Raw genomic sequence first — 18,017 nt, 5'->3', positions numbered from 1 at the left:
AGTCAAGGGACCAGATGGAGTTAAAACGGCTTTAGATGTTCTCGTTACAGCAGGTACGATTACCCAAGACCAAGCAGATGCCGTTATTTCTCATAAGGGTGACATGAACAGGGGTGCCTTCAATAAAGGAGCAATCGATGGAATTAAAACTGCCTTGGATAGTCTCGTAACTGCAGAAACAATCACTCAAGCTGAAGAGGACGCTATTCTAGGTTCCTAAGGTCAAAGGAAGTGTGTCTGAAATTATTAGCGTCACTAATTCCACCGAACCAATAGACTGTAAGGAGTATAAAATGAGGTTGAGAGCGATGATTGCTTTCAACCTCGTTTTTTAAGTACAAAGAGTTTTGTCCAAGAAATAACAGCGAACCTGAAGCTGAGGATATGAGGCGGGTTTTCTGCCTTTATGTATTTTTTGCAACAAGTTTTCCTACCCGAAAAGAGAGTATAATGCCTCTCGTCAGATCGGTCTTTGACAAGGCGCGTATGAAGTGTTTGGGACTGTGAGCGGAAAGGGAGGTGCCACACTGACAGGCAGGTATTCTGGCATAGGCCAAGAAACAGTGCGTTTTGGAGAACCGTCATCGTACCTGCGGGGACACCTGAGAAAGCGCGAGCTGCTGTCACGGGCATGCCACAGCTGGAATTGGATGTGCTAGTATCTCGTGATCCGGCACGCGGATACGAATCTCAATTATCCACCAATCATCTAGATCATTTCCAGCTCACGGCTAGACTCTGGCCTCTCTGAGACAGGCAGAAAGTGAACGGATCGTTTCGATATCATCCCAGGTCGGAATTATTTAACTGGGTCTGCATCGCAGCTGATCCAACAATGAAGAAGCGCCCATTGGGAATACCCACAATCATGATAGCTCATTCAGCAATGGTTATTTAACTACCATATCCCCAGAAGATGATTTATAATAATAAGGGATTTCTAAAGGGGGCAAATTTATGGATCACCGAAATTTAGTCCTAGATGAGGACAGTGAGTTTAATTTTCATTGCCATGATGGGTTGGATTGTTTTAAAAAGTGTTGCAGGGACATCAATATTTACATCACTCCTTACGATGTCCTGCGGATGAAGAATTTCCTGGGCATTTCTTCAGGAGAATTTCTGGAGAAATATACCCTTAAAGTACCTGTGCATCACCTCGGCTTTGCCGTTGTGCAAATCAAGATGTCCGAGGAGAATAACCTAAAATGTCCCTTCATCACACCAAAGGGATGCAGGGTTTACCCGGAGCGGCCCTGGTCCTGCCGTATTGCGCCTGTGGACATGTTGGGCGGGGGAAAATATTCTTTCTGCTTTGAAAGTTCCCGCTGCCACGGATTAAATGAGACAAAGGCACAAACCATAAAAGAATGGGTTCGTGACCAGGGGTTAGAGATCTACGAAGAAATGGAACAGGGGTTTAACGAGATACCCGAACACTTAAAACTTACCGGTAACCTGGAAACAGATGAAAAGATTATTAAACTTATTAAACTTTCCTTTATGGCCTGCTATGATCTGGACAAATTCAGGAATTATTTAATGAATAACCCTTCCCTGTACGAAGAAATGAATTTAAATGAGGAGATACTGGACCGGATCAGACACGATGACGTTCAGTTAATGAAATTTGCTTTTAAGCTGCTATCTCCAGGAACCGACCTGTTATAAGACCTGTTAAGTATTTCCAAAGCTATATGTTTCCTTGGACTCAGCAAGAGGAAAGTTCAAACATATCGCAGATCACTCGGATGGGGATTGCCTACCGTTTTCAGGAAGGGAAGGTCATTGTTAATCACAATAGATTTCTCGGCTATACGAAAGACGAGAAGGGTGAGTTGGTTATTGTGCCGGAGGAGGCAGAAATAATTAAAAGGATATACAGAGAGTTCCTTGAAGGCAAGTCTGACTTGAAGATCGCAAAAGGCTTAGAACATGATGGTGTACTTACCGGTGCTGGAAAGGTAACATGGTGGGCAAGCACTGTAAAGTCAATATTAAAGAATGAGAAATATATGGGTGAGGCTCTGCTTCAAAAGACTCATACCGTCGATTTCTTGACCAAGAAGCGAGTGAAAAATAAAGGGATTGTTCAGCAATATTACGTTGAGAACTCCCACCCAGCGATTATTAATAAGGAACAGTTTGCTGCAGTACAGACGGAGTTTAAAAGACGATCAAATATGCGGGGATATTCCCGGACGAGCAAAAGTGCCTTTACGAGCGAATATGCCTTTTTCGGGAAGATTTTCTGCCAAAACTGCGGCTCAAAGTTTAGAAGAGCATCTTGGGGCAACGGGAAAAATAAGCAGTTTGTGTGGCGCTGCATTAACTTATCTATTCAATACAGTATCAGATTCCTTTTATGTAAATCCTTTAGAGAGAAACAATACGAATTTAAAAGAGGCAAAAGATTCAATCCCCATAGGGGCTGTCATATCCCCACGGTTTCGCGCTATTAAAGTTAGGTCAGCAGATTTCAACATATTCTTCTTCGAATTTACTCAAGTCCGAATCAGACTTGAGTTTTTTTACGCCTAACTTCGGATAACTTACTAAGAATAACTGGAAGTTAAAAGTATTAAAGATACGTTTAAAATATGGGTCTTTAGCGAATGACGTCTAAATATAAGCCGATCCTTTTCCAAGCATTAAATCTAGCACGTCAGCTAGCAGATGTAGGATATAAAATAGGATAAAATTCTATTGATAACCTTATTCTTTCATATAACTTTTTAAACACATTAGTACAAATTTATTTAAGTTTTGTGCAAAATCTAATTTTAGTTTAGGTATTTCAGCCATTTTCATGGCTTCTTTAATAAGGGGATTTAAATTACAGCTATTGTTTAATCCGCAGGCATGAAAGATGAATGTCGAGAATAACTCAGCAGCGTTATCATGAGAGATACCGCAATATTTCTCTAATATAATTATGACTTCATCTAAACCAATCATGACATTCTTTTTAAACTCAGCTAATCGCTCCACGGTCACATTTGTTTCGATAATGGTGACGAGAATGCCATAATATCGCAAATAGTCAAAAAGATTGCAATTGGATTATTTGGATTTGTATTTAAACCATCAACCATTCGGCGATGTATATGGTTCTTGGCGTGCTATGGAGGAATTGTATCTTGAGGGAAAAATCAGGGCAATTGGAGTAAGTAACTTTCAGATGGACCGTCTATTAGACTTGATAATTCATAGGAGGAACGATTATGAGCATACCGGTATATAGGTGGAAAATGAACTAGGTTTCATGCAATTTAACTGATCTCTATTGACTTGGAGTTCACTCCAAGTGTTATGATCTGAATATCAGGAGGTGAACCGCAATGATGATTGCCGAAGTAAGTGAAAAGTTTGTTCTTTCACAGGATACGCTCCGCTATTATGAGCGAATCGGACTGATTCCTAGTGTCAACCGCAATAAAAGTGGAATCAGGGATTATACGGAAGAAGACTGTAAGTGGGTCGAATTTATTAAATGTATGCGAAGTGCAGGTCTTCCGATTGAAGTATTAATTGAATATGTTGGGCTGTTTCAACAGGGTGATACGACCATTGAGGCCAGAAAAGAACTATTTATCGAGCAACGTAAGCAACTCATAACAAGAATGGAAGATATGAAGAAAACGCTGGAACGCCTGGATTACAAAATTGCAACATATGAACAGGTAGTGGTTGATAAAGAAAAAGAGCTAAAAAGATCGGAGGATTAGTATATGAATAAAAAAGTATTGATGCTGTCTGGCAGCCCGAGGAAAGGCGGAAACTCCGATCTACTTTGCGACCAGTTTATGCTTGGGGCAAAAGAAGCAGGCAATCAGGCAGAAAAGATTTTTTTGAGAGACAAAAAAATTGGTTACTGCACTGGGTGCGAGACCTGCTACGACACCCATAAGTGCGTTCAGAAGGATGACATGGCGGAAATTTTGGAGAAAATGATTGCCGCCGATGTGATCGTCATGGCGACGCCGGTGTACTTCTATACGATGGACGCACAGATGAAAACGCTGATTGATCGAACGGTTCCGAGATATGAGGAAATCGCTGGAAAGGAATTCTATTTCATAGTTACCGCCGCCGACAGCAGTAAGCAATCCATGGAAAGGACGCTTGACGGCTTTCGCGGATTTACGTTTTGTCTAAACGGTGCAACAGAAAAAGGTGTTGTCTACGGCGTCGGAGTATGGCGCAAGGGTGACATCGACGGTAGCCCAACCATGCAGCAGGCATATGAAATGGGAAAAACAGTCTAGGTAGAAACGGTATATAGAGGTATCTAAAACGAACGGAGGAAAGAATAATGAAGGTTATATTAGTTAACGGTAGCCCTCACGCCAATGGCTGTACTTATACTGCGCTGGAAGAAGTGGCAAAGACGCTAAATACCGAGGGAATTGAAACACAGATATTCCAGATCGGGATAAAACCTCTGGCCGGTTGTATTGCCTGCAAAACTTGCGCAAAAACCGGACGCTGCGCTTTTTCGGACCGTGTCAATGACTTCCTTGATCTCGCCAAAGGTGCCGATGGATTTATTTTTGGTTCTCCTGTCCATTATGCGGCCGCAGGCGGTGCGATTACTTCTTTCATGGATCGCGCATTTTATGCGGACTTGCAAGCAGGCAGACAGTCTTTTTGTTTAAAACCGGCTGCAGTCGTTGTTTCCGCCAGAAGAGCAGGGACAACCGCCACATTTGACCAACTCAATAAGTATTTCACCATATCGGAGATGCCGATTATTGCTTCTCGCTATTGGAACATGGTTCACGGTGCCGTACCGGAAGATGTGAAAAAAGACTTGGAAGGATTGCAGATCATGCGCGTGCTTGCCAGGAATATGGCGTGGTTTCTAAAGTGCAAAGAGGCTGGCACTAAGGCCGGCGTACAGCTCCCAGTGAAGGAAGACAAAATCTACACCAATTTTATTCGGGAATAATCCAGTTCCTCTTTTCGATATTCGCGCTCATGCCACTGAACCCACGGATATTGAAAGTATCTTCAGAATGTGCCTGTAAGCACATATTTGGTTTGAAAAGAGGTTTCTATCATGGCAATTACGGAAAACGCGAAAGCGTATCATGAAAAAATGTTTCCCGGTTATGTTTCGGGGTTTCTGAAAACCGATCCAGAATTTATCGAGCGCTTCGACAACTTTGCATTTGACGAAGTGGTGGGTCACGACGATCTGGACGACCGCACCCGCTTCATGGCGATCCTGGCGACGATGCTTGGTTGTCAGGGTATCGACGAGTTCCGCGCTATGCTGCCCGCCGCGCTGAACTTCGGCGTGACGCCCGTGGAAGCAAAAGAGATCGTCTATCAGTCAGTGGCGTATCTTGGCATAGGGAGGGTGTTTCCGTTCTTAAAGGCGGTCAATGAGGTGCTGGAAGCGCGGGGCGTTGCGCTGCCATTAGACGGGCAGGCAACCACTACGACCGAAAACCGGCGTGAGTCCGGCACGCAGGCACAGGTTGATATCTTCGGAGATGGAATGCGGGATTTCTGGAAATCCGGTCCCGAGGAAAGCTGTCACATCAACCACTGGCTGGCGGATAACTGCTTCGGTGATTATTACACCCGCACCGGTTTGAACTATAAGCAACGTGAAATGATTACGTTCTGTTTTCTGTCCGCGCAGGGCGGCTGTGAGCCACAGCTGATCAGCCACGCTGCTGCCAATATGAAGCTGGGTAATGACAAGCAGTTTCTCATCAAGGTCGTTTCTCAGTGCCTGCCGTTCATCGGCTACCCACGCAGCCTGAATGCACTGAACTGTGTGAATGCAGCTGTAAAGCAATTTGAAAAATAAGAAACTGGAGGAAAATATAATGAGTGAATTGATTGATTGGAGCAAAGGGGCAATCTTCCCAATCGGGGAATCCTTACCGGAAATGTTCAGCAAATATTTTATCGGTCAGGCACATCTGAATATGCTGACAACAACAGGCGTTGGTATCGGCAATGTGACGTTTGAGCCGAAGTGCCGCAACAATTGGCATATTCATCACAAGGGCGGTCAAATTCTGCTTGTAACGGCTGGTCGTGGCTGGTATCAGGAATGGGGCAAAAACGTGCAGGAACTGCATCCGGGCGATGTTGTGAACATTCCCGCAGAGGTTAAGCATTGGCACGGCGCGGCCTGCGACAGTTGGTTTGCACATCTGGCAGTTGAAGTTCCGGCAGAGGGCGCTTCCAACGAATGGCTTGAAGCTGTAAATGATGAAGAATACAACAAACTTTAATGACAGACAGGAGAAACCTTTTTATCTAGGAGAGTGCATCTAAAGGAGGAATAGCCGAATGAAAGAGGTCATGATTTGGACCGGTGCCGGTCAGATTGGTATGGCTATTGCTAGAAGAATGGGCTTTGGCAAAAAGCTTGTTGTTGGCGATAAGAAGCTGGAGAATGCGCAGACTATTGCTAAAATTATGAATGAAGCGGGATTTGACGTGGTTCCGATGGAGATGGACCTCTCATCCAGAGATTCCATACGTTGCCTGATTGCGGAAGCACAGAAGTATGGTGAAATCTCCATGTTCGTTAATGCTGCTGGTGTTTCCCCCAGCCAGGCACCGATTGAAGCGATTTTGAAGGTGGATTTGTACGGCACTGCTGTTCTGCTAGAGGAAGTCGGGAGGGTTATTAAGGACGGTGGTACCGGTGTGACGATTTCCAGCCAGTCCGGTCACCGGATGCCTGCACTGAGTGCGGAAGTGGATGAGCAGCTGGCTTGCACTCCGGCTGAAGAGCTTTTGAAACTGGAAGTGCTTCAGCCAGAGAATATCAAAGATACCTTGCACGCTTATCAGATGGCGAAACGTTGCAACGAAAAGAGGGTTATGGCGGAATCTATTAAATGGGGTGACAGAGGTGCGCGAATCAATTCCATCTCTCCGGGAATCATTTTTACCCCGCTGGCCATTGAGGAGTTTAACGGCCCCAGAGGTGATTTCTATAAGAATATGTTTGACAAATGCCCGGCAGGCCGTCAGGGAACAGCAGATGAGGTAGCCAGTGTGGCAGAATTGCTGATGAGCCCGCAGGGAGCATTCATCACTGGTGCTGACTTCTTAATTGATGGTGGTGCAACAGCCTCCTATTTCTATGGTCTCTTAAAGCCACAGGGATAAACAGACAAATGAGAGTCGCATGTGAGTTTAAAATAGTATCCCATTACTGTTGAAGCGCCTGAAGAAGGATCTTCCAAAGAGTGATTGGAAACAGTAAACGATGAAGATTATAGCAAACTTTAAGCTGAAAACCTATTGACTTGGAGTTAACTCAAGATGGTTCAATAGATATTGATTTAACATTATTTAATATGAGAGGGGAAAAAGAATGTCCAGTAAAGTATACTTTGTAAATCTACGGTCAAGATCAGACAAGAACAATAAAATTAGCAAAATTAGAACCTTATTTGATCGTGCGGGTTTTAATGAGCTCATTCAAAAGGATGATCTTACAGCTATTAAATTGCACTTTGGTGAACGCGGCAGTGATGGCTTTATTAGTCCTCTTTTTGTGCGTCAAGTGGTGGATAAAATTAAGGAAAAGGGTGCTAAACCCTTCCTAACTGATACTAATACACTCTACGGTGGAAGTCGGCATAATTCGGTTGATCATTTACTGACTGCCTTGGAGCATGGTTTTGATTATACAGTTACAGGTGCACCAATTATCATAGCTGATGGACTACGCAGTGATAATATTACTGAAGTAGAAATAAATAAAAAACATTTCAAGAAAGTAAAGCTGGCTAAAGATATTGTTAACGCTGACAGCGTAATTGTATTATCTCACTTTAAGGGACATGAGATGGGTGGCTTTGGTGGGACCATAAAAAATCTTGCCATGGGTGGTGCGCCAGCGGTTGGTAAAAAAGAGCAGCATGGCACTAAGATTATAGTCGATCAAGATAAATGTATTGGCTGTGGTGAATGTAGCGAAGTTTGTCCTGAACATGCGATTACTGTGAATGAGAAAGCACAAGTTGACTTGGATAAATGTATCGGCTGTGGTGAGTGTCTAACCGTTTGCTCAGTAAAGGCCAACGGGATCGACTGGCAGACAGACTTAGAAGCTTTTCTTGAACGGATGGCCGAATATGGATATGGCTTTGCTAAAGCACATGAAAAACGTATCGGTTATATAAACTTTCTCATAAACATTACTCCTGATTGTGATTGCGCATCCTGGAGTGACGCCCCTATTGTTCCTGATATCGGTTTTTTGGCTTCCACTGATCCTGTAGCTCTTGACCAGGCTAGCTATGATCTGGTTAATAAACAGCTTGGATTCTCTGACTCTCACCTTTCTTGCAATCATGAATCCGGTGCGGATAAGTTCAAAGGTTTGCGCTCCTATATAGACGGTACTATCCAAATGCAACATGGTGAAGAAATCGGTATGGGTAGCCGAGATTATGAATTAATCGTCCTGTAGTTTGTTCTCAATCGAACTAATCCCAAGGGCTCCTACCGTAGAATTGTGGAAATGGGGTAGTCTCAATAGTCATTATCCACAAAGTGTAGGGGATTTTAGAACTGTTTAAATTAACACAAGAAAACTACAGACATATTAGAGTGATATTCTAATATGTCTGTAGCTATTAAGTGGATAATAACACTCTTCTGAGCCATGTTGATCTGTCTAAAATAATATAAAATAGTTGTTATATCATCTAATAGATGATGAAAGCTGAAGATTTGTCGATAGTTTTCTAAACTGACATTCCTCAGTTTCAATGTGATTTCTATTGAGATACTTTACGACATTGTGCCCAGACGAGGCACGTGGATAAAGTAATTGCCATTAATAAATCAACTGTTTTCTATAGAGCCAATGCGGGGCGTCAACGTGCTTTCTATCAAGCCGATGTGGGGTGACCACGCACGTTGAGACAGTCGTGGTGATAGAACGCGAATAGCATGGTATCAGCGGTTTTGAGAGTTTTGTAAATATATTACAGACCGTTTTATTTTCCCGCGGACGTTAGTTCCAAGGGAACTTTTTGTTTAGGGGGGTCGCACTCTTACGCGTAAATATACAAATACGCGGAAGAATTGAGGGTTTTGCGTAAATGTATATAGGAATAGGGAAAACGCCCTCCCCATGTATAAAAAAGTTCGATGGGATAAGAATTCTTCCGCTCAAATCATAGATTATTTTCATGATCTCAGAAGGATATCGAAAAAAAATATGGAAAGCATAAAAGTGACTATTCGGGTCTGATAAAATATCATGTCGTATGGGATGTGTTGTTTTTTAGTATCCGCAGTGTTGGTTCTAACGTAACAATTACTAAAAGTGGTGGTGTAAAGAAACAAAGAAACATAGACTTAGATGAACTGGAGAGAATGATGAGCGACATAAATCCGAGAATGGGAGTAGGAAGTAAAGAATAACTGAGTAAATGAGAATCTTTTCCTTTCAAAGAAAATAACGATAAAATAATTGCAGATTACGCTGAACAAACCTCCAGGATTTATGAAGTGGTTAAAATGGTTTATAAAAGAATTAGTTGCAATAAACGGTATACTTAGTGAAACTTTTAATAAAAAGGAGTATTTATCAATGAACTGTTGGTATTGTGAGCGGCCTGCTCACGGAGTTTGTCGGTTTTGTGGCCGAGCTGTATGCAAGCAACACACAACGACTATGCCCTCAATCATATCACTTTACGTTAATTCTATTGGTCTAACAAAAGCAATTGTTGTCGACGACACCCTGTATTGTGGTATCTGCAAGCTTAAGGAAGAGCCTGTTGAAATGCCCGAATTAAAATAATTGATTAAATTTAATGTAAGTGGCGTACAAATGGGGGTTAGCTTATGGAAGACTCCACCGCAAAAACTCTCGGAAATATATGGATGATAATTGCAAAAAGGGCCAATCCGGTTCCTTCTTTCGATCCTACGTCGGCTGATCATGAAGGTTCCATCGAAGAATCGGGTTTGTGGGGACCACTCAAACAAAAGGCTAATTTCGCAAACTTTTCTCCCCAGCGCATAGAAACTTGGGAGGAAACCTGTCAGCAGAGCAGTAAAAAAGAAGAGTACTACGTACTCAAGAATCAAGAAGCAAATACATACATCAAACTATCGTCTAAAGACTATTTTCTTTGGACTCTAATGGATGGCAGCCACACTGTGAAAGACCTAGTCGTTGAGTTTTATAAAGAATATGGAACTTTTGCCTTTAATAGAGTAGGAAATTTGGTCACTCAACTTAAAGAGGCGCATTTCCTTAGGATCAAGCCTGTTCACCTTTATTCCAACTTACATCAAAGGATGGAGCACAATAGTTTAGGGTACTGGGCAAATCGGTTTTGGCAGGGGTTCAAGCACTTAGAACTGTCCATAAATGGAATCGACCGCTTCATTGCTCAAACATATCGATTTGGCTTGTTTATTCTTGGTAGCAAACCTATGCAATGGATTTATTTACTGGTATCTGTTTATGGAATTTATGCCTTTTGGAACATAGCCGTGAACGCCAAATACTCGTTTATCCAACATGCCAATTCTTATTCTCTCGGCATACTTTCAATAATTCTGATTAACATGCTTATAGTTTCCATACATGAAGCAGCGCATGCTTACACTTGCCATAGTTACGGTCGCAGGGTACACCGAGGTGGAGTGTTAATGTTTTTCGGCCTGCCAGCTGCTTTTGTAGACACAATGGATATCTGGCTGGCCCCAAAGAAAGCCCGTATGATCGTATCTTGGGCAGGACCATATTCCGGTTTGATCCTATGTGGGGCATTTTCCATTTACATGTGGCATTTTCCGTACTCTTCTCTTAATCAATTGTTCTTTAAAGCGGCCTATTTATCATTTATGACGTTTTTCCTTAACCTAAATCCACTATTACAACTAGATGGCTATTTTATCTTGATGGACTGGTTAGAAATACCCCTTCTTCGTAGTAAATCCCTCCAATTCATCCGCTCTGATCTAAAAAACAAAATTATTCGGCGTGTACATTTCAATCGCGAAGAAATCATCATGTCCTTTTACGGTGTCCTGGCTGCAATATGGTCCTGCTTGGCCATTCTCATGGCCCTATATTTTTGGAAAGTTCGTTTTGCCCAAATCATTCTCCACTTATGGAGCAAAGGTGGCCTGTTTTCTTATCTATTTATTTCTCTAATGATTCTAGGTTTTGGACTACCTATCGTGCTTTCGCTAATCATAAAATTGACGCAAATGCTTCGACACTTGACACGCTCCCTTGGTCTACAACGCCTGCTTCAGAAATTGCCTCTTCTTTTTGGCTGTATGATGAGCATTATAGCCGTGGTTCTATTAATTAGTTGGAACTTAGAGAATTCTCTCCTTTTAATTATCCCGATAGCCGGTACCATAGTCACTTTGTTGGCTTATCATCAAGCTATGCTTATCCAGCGTTATTACGAAAAATCAATTTGGCAGCTAGTATTTCAAATTTGGGGCATTGGACTGTTTACCCTATTTGCTGCCTTCGTCTGGCAAATCATTCTGATGATCCATCCAATCTGGAGGGGAGTCCTCTTCTATTTCCAACTCGCACATGTATTGAATCTCTTATTCTGTATAGCCATCTTCATAGGGGCGATCCTAGTTCTTGCCCAAAATTTCAAATCATTAACCCAGACCGAAAAAACTTTGATATTAGCTCAATCATCAGTGTTTATCATCGCATTGTATACAGCTACAAGCAATCTGAACGCCTCCTCAGCTATCGACTTGGTGATAGTTCACTTAATAACTTTTATTTGCTGGCTAAGTTTGATCTGCTTCTCAACTAATATTATTATTTTCTCCCGCACCGGTTTTGAGTACACCTGGGTTCTATTTGACACGGCGCTTATCTTAGTTTTAGCTGCAACCTGGTCAGAATTTGTGTTCCCTTGGGCTACTTCAGGGCTGCTACTTTCTACTGTATTCAGCCTCTGGTTCAGCCTGCTTCTATACTCAGCTGCGTTACACAAACATGCCCCCTTACCTACCGATGAAACGTCCAGCCAATTGATTACTGATAAGGAGTTTTTACGCATAGTATTTGCCCAATTTTACCATAGCCTTTTCCGACGCTGTGCTGATATTTGGGGACATCGAAAGGCCAAAGCATCTGAGCACAAACTTAACTTATTTACTATTGCAGCTAATTATGAAATATCTTTTTCAGATGGACAGGTATTTGACCAATCCCAGACTGAGCTAGATATTATTGAATTGGCAGAAATATATCAAGTTGTTCTTACAAAATTAATTAATGATATTACCAATTTGGTCGGTTTACACATCCTAGAACAAACACTGGTTTCAGTCTACGATGGGCTTTACTGGCAAAAACGCGAAGTAGCAGAGTCCCATCTACTGGCGGGCATGCCTTGGGCATCCTCCCTTACTACGGATTTGCTTTCAAAGGGTAAAACTACAACCCATATATTGAAGAGAGTTCCTATGTTTGTGGAGTTGGATGAAGATCAAATAGAAAGTGTAAAATATCTGCTGCGTACGGAAACTTTCTATCCAGGCAATAACATCATTACTAGAGGAGAAATAGGTGATAAGTTTTACATTATCAAAATTGGCAAGGTAGATGTAATTGCACCAATAGACGGCTTGGAGCAAGTGGTGGCAAGGCTGTCTGCAGGGGATTATTTTGGAGAAATCGCTTTACTCAAAGAGATCCCACGAACTGCTACAGTGCAGGCAAAGAATTTGACCGAAGTGTACGTTCTTACTAAAGTAGATTTTCATTGTCTGGCTGCCAAGTTTGATAACATTGAAAGTAAATTCATACGTAATATAGAATGTAACGAAATTATCAAGCGGATGCCCATATTTAGCGAGTTTACTGCACCTCAGATTTCCTCTTTGGTCTCTAAATTATCCGCGGAACAATTTGCAACTGGATCGGTAATTATCCATCAAGGTACTGTTGGTGACAAGTTTTATGTTATTAAATCCGGCAAGGTAGACGTATTAATCTGGCATGCCCCTAGTAAGCAATACAAAGCGCTTGCTACTTTAACAGCTGGTGAATACTTTGGCGAAATAGCTTTATTGTTGAACATACCACGTACTGCAACTGTGCGGGCACTAGAACGATGCGAGATGTTAGTGCTTAAACAGCAGGATTTCAGAGAATTTTTTAGGGAAAACATGTATCTACACCAAAGTCTGGAACAAGTTTCAACTCGTCGTCTTCACGATATCAGACAGGTGTATTCTTCCCAATGAAGAGGCAAAACATTAGCTCTACTTCTTAGACAAGCTGATGATTAAATAATATCGGACGGAAAGGAGTTTCCATGATGAGTTGAAGAAGATATGTTTTTTAGTATATTGTCGTAGGGTTTTCATGTTTCCGGAAAAAGAAAGTGAAACACAGAAAACCAGAACATCATTACAAGGAGGTAGTTATTAATGGCCAAAGGCTCAATCTATGATCTTATTTGTCGTGCTGTGACTGATGCTGCTTTTCTAAGGTTACTACTAAGCAATCCTACCGAAGCAACCGATGGTTATACTATTTCACCTATAGAAATGGATAATTTGCTTTCCTTAACAGAAGAGTCTTTAGAGAAACTTTCTATCGGTCTCGACCAAAGAATTTCCATGACTACATTTAGCCAAGCGATTAGTAGCACGGCAGATGCTATATCTGGACATGCAGTTATAGGCTTCGGTACCCCCTCGACCGATTTGTATGGCATTCAACCCATACCACATGATATACACATTCCGGGCAGTATATCGAACGATTTTCATATAGGAATGACTTCCGATGCGCATCTCGGTGGTCAACTGCCATCGGGATGGGAAGCTCCTCCGGATGGACATATGCCCCCACCACCTGGTGGTACAATGCAAGGTGGATTCGGTGCCGGAGGAGGCCTAATGCCAACAGACGGCCATATGAATCAAGGTCCAGGAGCACCAATACCGCAAGGTGGATTCGGTGCCGGAGTGGGCCTAATGCCACCAGACGGCCACATGAATCAAGGTCCAGGAACACCGATGCCCCAAGGTGGATTCGGTACCGGAGGAGGCCTAATGGCAACAGACGGCCATATGGATCAACATCCAGCAGCACCGATGCCACAAAGTGGACTAGGTATCGGACATGGCCCAATGCCAACTGACGGTCAACACGGTTTAACGCCTGATAGTGACGGAAAAGGACACGGTCCAACGCCAAACACTGATGGAAAAGGACATGGTTAATTCCATTAGTAATTTAAGAAAAGTAGTTTGATTAATCAAGCCGGATGGAAATTAGAAACCTTTGATTAATGATTTAATTTGAAGGGAGTAGTAATACGTTGCGACCAGTTATTATGAAAAATACTCAAAAATATGGTCGGGGAATATTTGCGGTGCGCAATATTAAAAAGGGGGAATTTATAGAGGGAGTGCCTGTAATAGTTATACCTAAAACAGAATGGGAGCGCATGAGGGGGAGCATACTTTCAAACTACATCTTCCGTTGGGGAGAGGATAAAGCTCTTGCTTTGGGATATGGCTCGATATATAATCATTCCTACTCACCTAATGCGAGATATCATACGAATATTGAAAACCAATCGATTGACTTCTATGCATGGAAAGATATACAGGAGAACGTAGAGATAACTGTTAATTATAATGGCGACCCTGAGGATCAATCTCCATTATGGTTCGAAGTAATCCAGTGATATGCTTACTTATTGATGCAGAATAAATTCTAAAGCTTTATAACTCTACCTTTCCACAATTCTTGACCTATGCAACAGCCAGATCATTAGCTACACTGTCTGTTCGCGTTCACGTATGAGGGCCATGAACTTAGGCTGAAATACCCCGTTGAAGTGTATTGAAACCCTTGGTCACTGTAGAGCTGTAAAATTGAAGTTTTCCATTTTCCTTCATCTAATACACTTCTAGAATAATTAGTTCTCCAAAATATTTCATAACAAAACCTCCTACTGCAGATTCTTAAATTCTACAATTAGGAGGTCTTTTTCTTTCAATGTCTGTTTTTAGGGGTTCTGTTCAGAAGTCGAGCGGCTTTTTGATACTTCCAAACGAGATTGATGCCTATGTTTTGTTGTGTGTAAATGGGATTATTACATACTATTCTTTTGCTGCTAATTCATTTAATGCCTGGGTTAAATTTTCATTTAATTTCCCGAGAATTTGCTTGTCCAGAGGGCTTGCCTTCGAACACGCTATAGTCGGATCAAGAGATTCTTCTACTCTTTTATAAAGATCGGGGTATTTCTGTTTTGCGTCATCCTCAAAGGGTTTCCAAGCATCTTCTAACTGAGGCCCAGTCACTTTAACCTTTGCTTCATCTCCAGCGTCAATAGCCGTTTTCAAATCTGCTGTGATGCTAAGCATCTTTGCTACGCCTGTTTTAATGACTGAAGGTGTTTGAGTAGATGTCCCTTGTTTAGATGTGTCTTGGGATGTTGTTTGATCTGTTTTTGTTGCTTGTGTGGAAGTGCTTGGCGTCGTGGGAGTTGTGTTATTTGCGCCACATCCGGCAATAATTCCTAGACTGATTACGAGAGTTAAAGTAAGTATTATGCGAGATGATTTCATTGAAATTTCCTCCAAAATATTTAATTGGACTTTTTTAACGTATTACGTGCGATTCTTTTACCCTGTGTTTTTTGGCAGTTAACCGTTTCCAAAGAATTACGCCTAGGGCACTAATAACTAAAGCAATTTGGGGAAGAGCGCTCTGCCATGATGAATATAGAGCAATGAAGTCGATATTAGGTATACTCGAAGCAGTTGTAGATGGTATTGTACCGGCCAATTGCAAACCATGAATCCCCATTTCGGTAAACTTAATACATAGGTAAAAGACGATCACACTGGAAACCATGAAAAAGGGGCGGATAGGAAGCCTCAATCCTAAGCGAATCATTAAATAAGCTAGAGCGGAAAGTAAACCAAATCCGACGACTAGACCAAGCACAAGTGCTTGCATACTAATTTGATTGACCATCCCGATAAAGAACAACACTGTTTCTGTTCCTTCCCTGAAGACAGCTAGAAAAGAAAGAACTCCTAAGGAAACCATCCGTCCAGTATCCAAAGCAGATTCGCTTTTATTGCGGATATACTTTTGCCAATCAGCAACATTGGATTGACTATGTAGCCAATAACTCATGTATAGGAGCATAACAGCTGCAAATACTCCGGTCCATCCATTGATCAGAGCATTATTACTACCAAATGCGCCGGAAGAGAATACATACTTTACAATGATCGCGACAACAAGGCTGAGAAGTAGACCCCCTGAAACCCCTAGCCATATCCATCCGTTTCCCTTGGTTCTGCCAGACTTCTTGACAAAAGCCAGTAAAGCAGCAATAACCAAGAGCGCTTCAAGGCCTTCACGTATTAGGATCATAGCGGCATCCCAAAACGTATACCCGGATTTACCTGCCAGTGGGCTCAAGTAATTAATCATCTGATCCAATAGTTGAATCGCATTTTGATAATTGGGTGGATTCGCTGAAAGCATCGCATTTACAGTGACCATGTCTCTTTCCGAATCACGATAAACGGCTGCGGATTGAGCAACTACAACTCCTTCCACACTTAACCAGGATTCCCGCACTTTCGAAATCTCGGTCAGCGCTGGTTGCTGTTGATGATCTTGGGCTTTGATCTTAGCTTGTTGCAATAGAACGATGAAATCACTTAGTGAAATATTCTCTTGTTTGAACTGTTGGCCCTTGGGGAACTCTCCACGGATAAACTTCTGATTCACGTTTCTAAGCCCTTGTAAGGCCTGGGTTATATTCTCTTGTTTAGTTTGCATAAAAGCATAATCCACTTGACCCAAATTGGATTCAATATCTTTATACGCATCGCTAGATTCCTGTTTTACGCCATCTTCAATTTCGCCCCAATTATCGCGGAATTTTTGATAGTTTTGTTTCGCTTCTGATAAATGCCCTTGGTTTGTCTCCGTTAAGGCTTGATCGATAGAGAGTTCCGCCCTGGTCATGTTGTCCGATGCTTGAGTTGAGGCCCACACTTTAATAGGACTAAATGTGATTACCAGAATCGTTAAAATAAGTATTGTAGTTTTAATTCCCCGAATCATTATTTACCTCCTCTCACTGAATGAATATGATAACTATTCTCATTTAGAAAGATACACTTTAATTTATACTATGTCAATGGTTATAGATGGTAATTGGAAAGAGCGTTATTACCATTTTTATCATTAGATCCAACTGAATTCCTCTGCCTGTAAGTCGATGCTTATGTGGGGTTCAGGAAAGACCAATAAAATTTGACTGCTTACCCTACCTCCGATGAATTAGAAAATGAGAACGTTAATTAAAGAATTTATTCCCTAGGATTGGAGGAAAGGTTAAAATTCAGTGGTCAAAGTATAGTTTGTGTTTAAGGTGGGGTTGAAGTGAGGGAGATTATATGGAATGCTATTAATGAAGTGAAAAGAAGATCCCGCCGTATTTACGGCGGGATCTTCTTTTCATGGATATCGGGTTTTTCATGGAATCATTTTATGCGGTAGGGATAGCTTTTACAGCAACCATAGCTTTAGCCAACGGACACTCATCGGAATGTTGATCTCCGCAATGATGGCAGAGCTCGGTTAAAGCCGTAAGAGCCTTTTCTTTTTTATCAGCATCAAACATCTGAAATTTCCTCCCCTCAACTTATACTACATCTATTTGACGAAGTAGAGAGGATTAAGATAGTGGTAGATAAATTATTTTTTTACTCAAGTCCTTTTTTGCATTTCAAGTTACCACATTCACTGGAAGGTGAAATGCCACCTTTGGACTGGAATTAGGATTAGGTATATTAATGTCATAGGAACATTACACACCATGAAGAGGGGGTGCCGAAATCTGAAAAGGCAAAGAGCAACTTAATAGTTGTGCTAAATGTTTAGCCGTTTTTCCACGAAACTCCAAATCCACCTCTAGGGTATTTCCAGTTAATGTTACCAAACGGACAGCCTATGAGGCATG

Annotated in this window: 17 protein-coding genes and 2 pseudogenes; 15 read left to right on the top strand and 4 right to left on the bottom strand. The window is 41.8% G+C overall.

Going from position 1 to position 18,017, the window contains the following annotated elements; translation table 11 throughout:
* From E4K68_RS20545 to E4K68_RS19945, 3 genes and pseudogenes are all read left to right on the top strand, one after another.
* A pseudogene (locus E4K68_RS20545) lies at nucleotides 1–220 on the top strand (hypothetical protein); the annotation flags it as partial.
* Nucleotides 221–957: 737 nt separating this feature from the next.
* Entirely contained in the window at nucleotides 958–1,671 is a 714-nt protein-coding gene (locus E4K68_RS19950; RefSeq protein ID WP_135380812.1) for a YkgJ family cysteine cluster protein, read from the top strand.
* A 26-nt stretch (nucleotides 1,672–1,697) separates the two neighbouring features.
* Nucleotides 1,698–2,462 carry a recombinase family protein gene (locus E4K68_RS19945; protein ID WP_135380810.1) on the top strand — a complete coding sequence of 255 codons (765 nt, stop codon included), beginning with the start codon at nucleotides 1,698–1,700 and terminating at the stop codon, nucleotides 2,460–2,462.
* A gap of 253 nt (nucleotides 2,463–2,715) precedes the next feature.
* Here the strand turns inward: E4K68_RS19945 and E4K68_RS19940 are convergent, their stop codons facing one another.
* On the bottom strand, nucleotides 2,716–3,039 hold the full coding sequence (locus tag E4K68_RS19940) for a hypothetical protein (RefSeq protein ID WP_158291485.1): 324 nt from the start codon (nucleotides 3,037–3,039) through the stop codon (nucleotides 2,716–2,718).
* Between the two features lie 7 nt (nucleotides 3,040–3,046).
* Here E4K68_RS19940 and E4K68_RS19935 point away from each other — a divergent pair.
* The 12 genes and pseudogenes from E4K68_RS19935 to E4K68_RS19880 all read left to right on the top strand — a co-directional run.
* Nucleotides 3,047–3,211 (top strand): annotated as a pseudogene (locus E4K68_RS19935) (aldo/keto reductase); the annotation flags it as partial.
* A gap of 130 nt (nucleotides 3,212–3,341) precedes the next feature.
* Nucleotides 3,342–3,728, top strand: a complete 387-nt coding sequence (locus E4K68_RS19930) for a MerR family transcriptional regulator (protein ID WP_135380806.1) — start codon at nucleotides 3,342–3,344, stop codon at nucleotides 3,726–3,728.
* Between the two features lie 3 nt (nucleotides 3,729–3,731).
* The gene (locus E4K68_RS19925; protein WP_135380804.1) at nucleotides 3,732–4,268 is read left to right on the top strand and encodes a flavodoxin family protein; all 537 of its coding nucleotides are present in this window, start codon (nucleotides 3,732–3,734) and stop codon (nucleotides 4,266–4,268) included.
* 47 nt (nucleotides 4,269–4,315) lie between these two features.
* Nucleotides 4,316–4,951, top strand: a complete 636-nt coding sequence (locus tag E4K68_RS19920; protein WP_135380803.1) for a flavodoxin family protein — start codon at nucleotides 4,316–4,318, stop codon at nucleotides 4,949–4,951.
* 111 nt (nucleotides 4,952–5,062) lie between these two features.
* Entirely contained in the window at nucleotides 5,063–5,824 is a 762-nt protein-coding gene (locus E4K68_RS19915) for a carboxymuconolactone decarboxylase family protein (protein WP_135380801.1), read from the top strand.
* A gap of 82 nt (nucleotides 5,825–5,906) precedes the next feature.
* A complete protein-coding gene (locus E4K68_RS19910; RefSeq protein ID WP_348982880.1) occupies nucleotides 5,907–6,257 on the top strand; it encodes a cupin domain-containing protein in 351 nt (116 codons plus the stop codon).
* 58 nt (nucleotides 6,258–6,315) lie between these two features.
* Nucleotides 6,316–7,146 (top strand): SDR family oxidoreductase, encoded by an 831-nt coding sequence (locus E4K68_RS19905; protein ID WP_135380797.1) that lies wholly within the window; start codon nucleotides 6,316–6,318, stop codon nucleotides 7,144–7,146.
* A 208-nt stretch (nucleotides 7,147–7,354) separates the two neighbouring features.
* Complete coding sequence (locus E4K68_RS19900) at nucleotides 7,355–8,458, top strand: DUF362 domain-containing protein (RefSeq protein ID WP_135380796.1); 1,104 nt, start codon at nucleotides 7,355–7,357, stop codon at nucleotides 8,456–8,458.
* Between the two features lie 1,131 nt (nucleotides 8,459–9,589).
* Complete coding sequence (locus tag E4K68_RS19895) at nucleotides 9,590–9,802, top strand: hypothetical protein (RefSeq protein WP_135380794.1); 213 nt, start codon at nucleotides 9,590–9,592, stop codon at nucleotides 9,800–9,802.
* Nucleotides 9,803–9,846: 44 nt separating this feature from the next.
* A complete protein-coding gene (locus tag E4K68_RS19890; protein ID WP_135380792.1) occupies nucleotides 9,847–13,248 on the top strand; it encodes a cyclic nucleotide-binding domain-containing protein in 3,402 nt (1,133 codons plus the stop codon).
* Between the two features lie 186 nt (nucleotides 13,249–13,434).
* Nucleotides 13,435–14,235: an Os1348 family NHLP clan protein gene (locus E4K68_RS19885; RefSeq protein WP_135380790.1), complete on the top strand. Its 801-nt coding sequence runs from the start codon at nucleotides 13,435–13,437 to the stop codon at nucleotides 14,233–14,235.
* Nucleotides 14,236–14,348: 113 nt separating this feature from the next.
* Nucleotides 14,349–14,705: an SET domain-containing protein gene (locus E4K68_RS19880; protein ID WP_243450466.1), complete on the top strand. Its 357-nt coding sequence runs from the start codon at nucleotides 14,349–14,351 to the stop codon at nucleotides 14,703–14,705.
* A gap of 418 nt (nucleotides 14,706–15,123) precedes the next feature.
* On the opposite strand, the gene E4K68_RS19875 is transcribed toward E4K68_RS19880, so the two are convergent.
* The 3 genes from E4K68_RS19875 to E4K68_RS21570 all read right to left on the bottom strand — a co-directional run bounded on the left by E4K68_RS19875 (nucleotide 15,124) and on the right by E4K68_RS21570 (nucleotide 17,678).
* Nucleotides 15,124–15,594, bottom strand: coding sequence for a hypothetical protein (locus E4K68_RS19875; protein WP_135380786.1), 471 nt, complete (start codon nucleotides 15,592–15,594; stop codon nucleotides 15,124–15,126).
* A gap of 34 nt (nucleotides 15,595–15,628) precedes the next feature.
* Complete coding sequence (locus tag E4K68_RS19870; RefSeq protein WP_135380784.1) at nucleotides 15,629–17,116, bottom strand: FTR1 family protein; 1,488 nt, start codon at nucleotides 17,114–17,116, stop codon at nucleotides 15,629–15,631.
* A gap of 427 nt (nucleotides 17,117–17,543) precedes the next feature.
* Nucleotides 17,544–17,678 carry a hypothetical protein gene (locus tag E4K68_RS21570; protein ID WP_282433022.1) on the bottom strand — a complete coding sequence of 45 codons (135 nt, stop codon included), beginning with the start codon at nucleotides 17,676–17,678 and terminating at the stop codon, nucleotides 17,544–17,546.
* Between the last annotated feature and the right edge of the window lie 339 nt (nucleotides 17,679–18,017).

It is taken from the genome of Desulfosporosinus sp. Sb-LF (assembly GCF_004766055.1).
In the GTDB taxonomy this organism is placed as follows: domain Bacteria; phylum Bacillota; class Desulfitobacteriia; order Desulfitobacteriales; family Desulfitobacteriaceae; genus Desulfosporosinus.
This window is presented reverse-complemented; position numbering and strand designations above follow the sequence as displayed.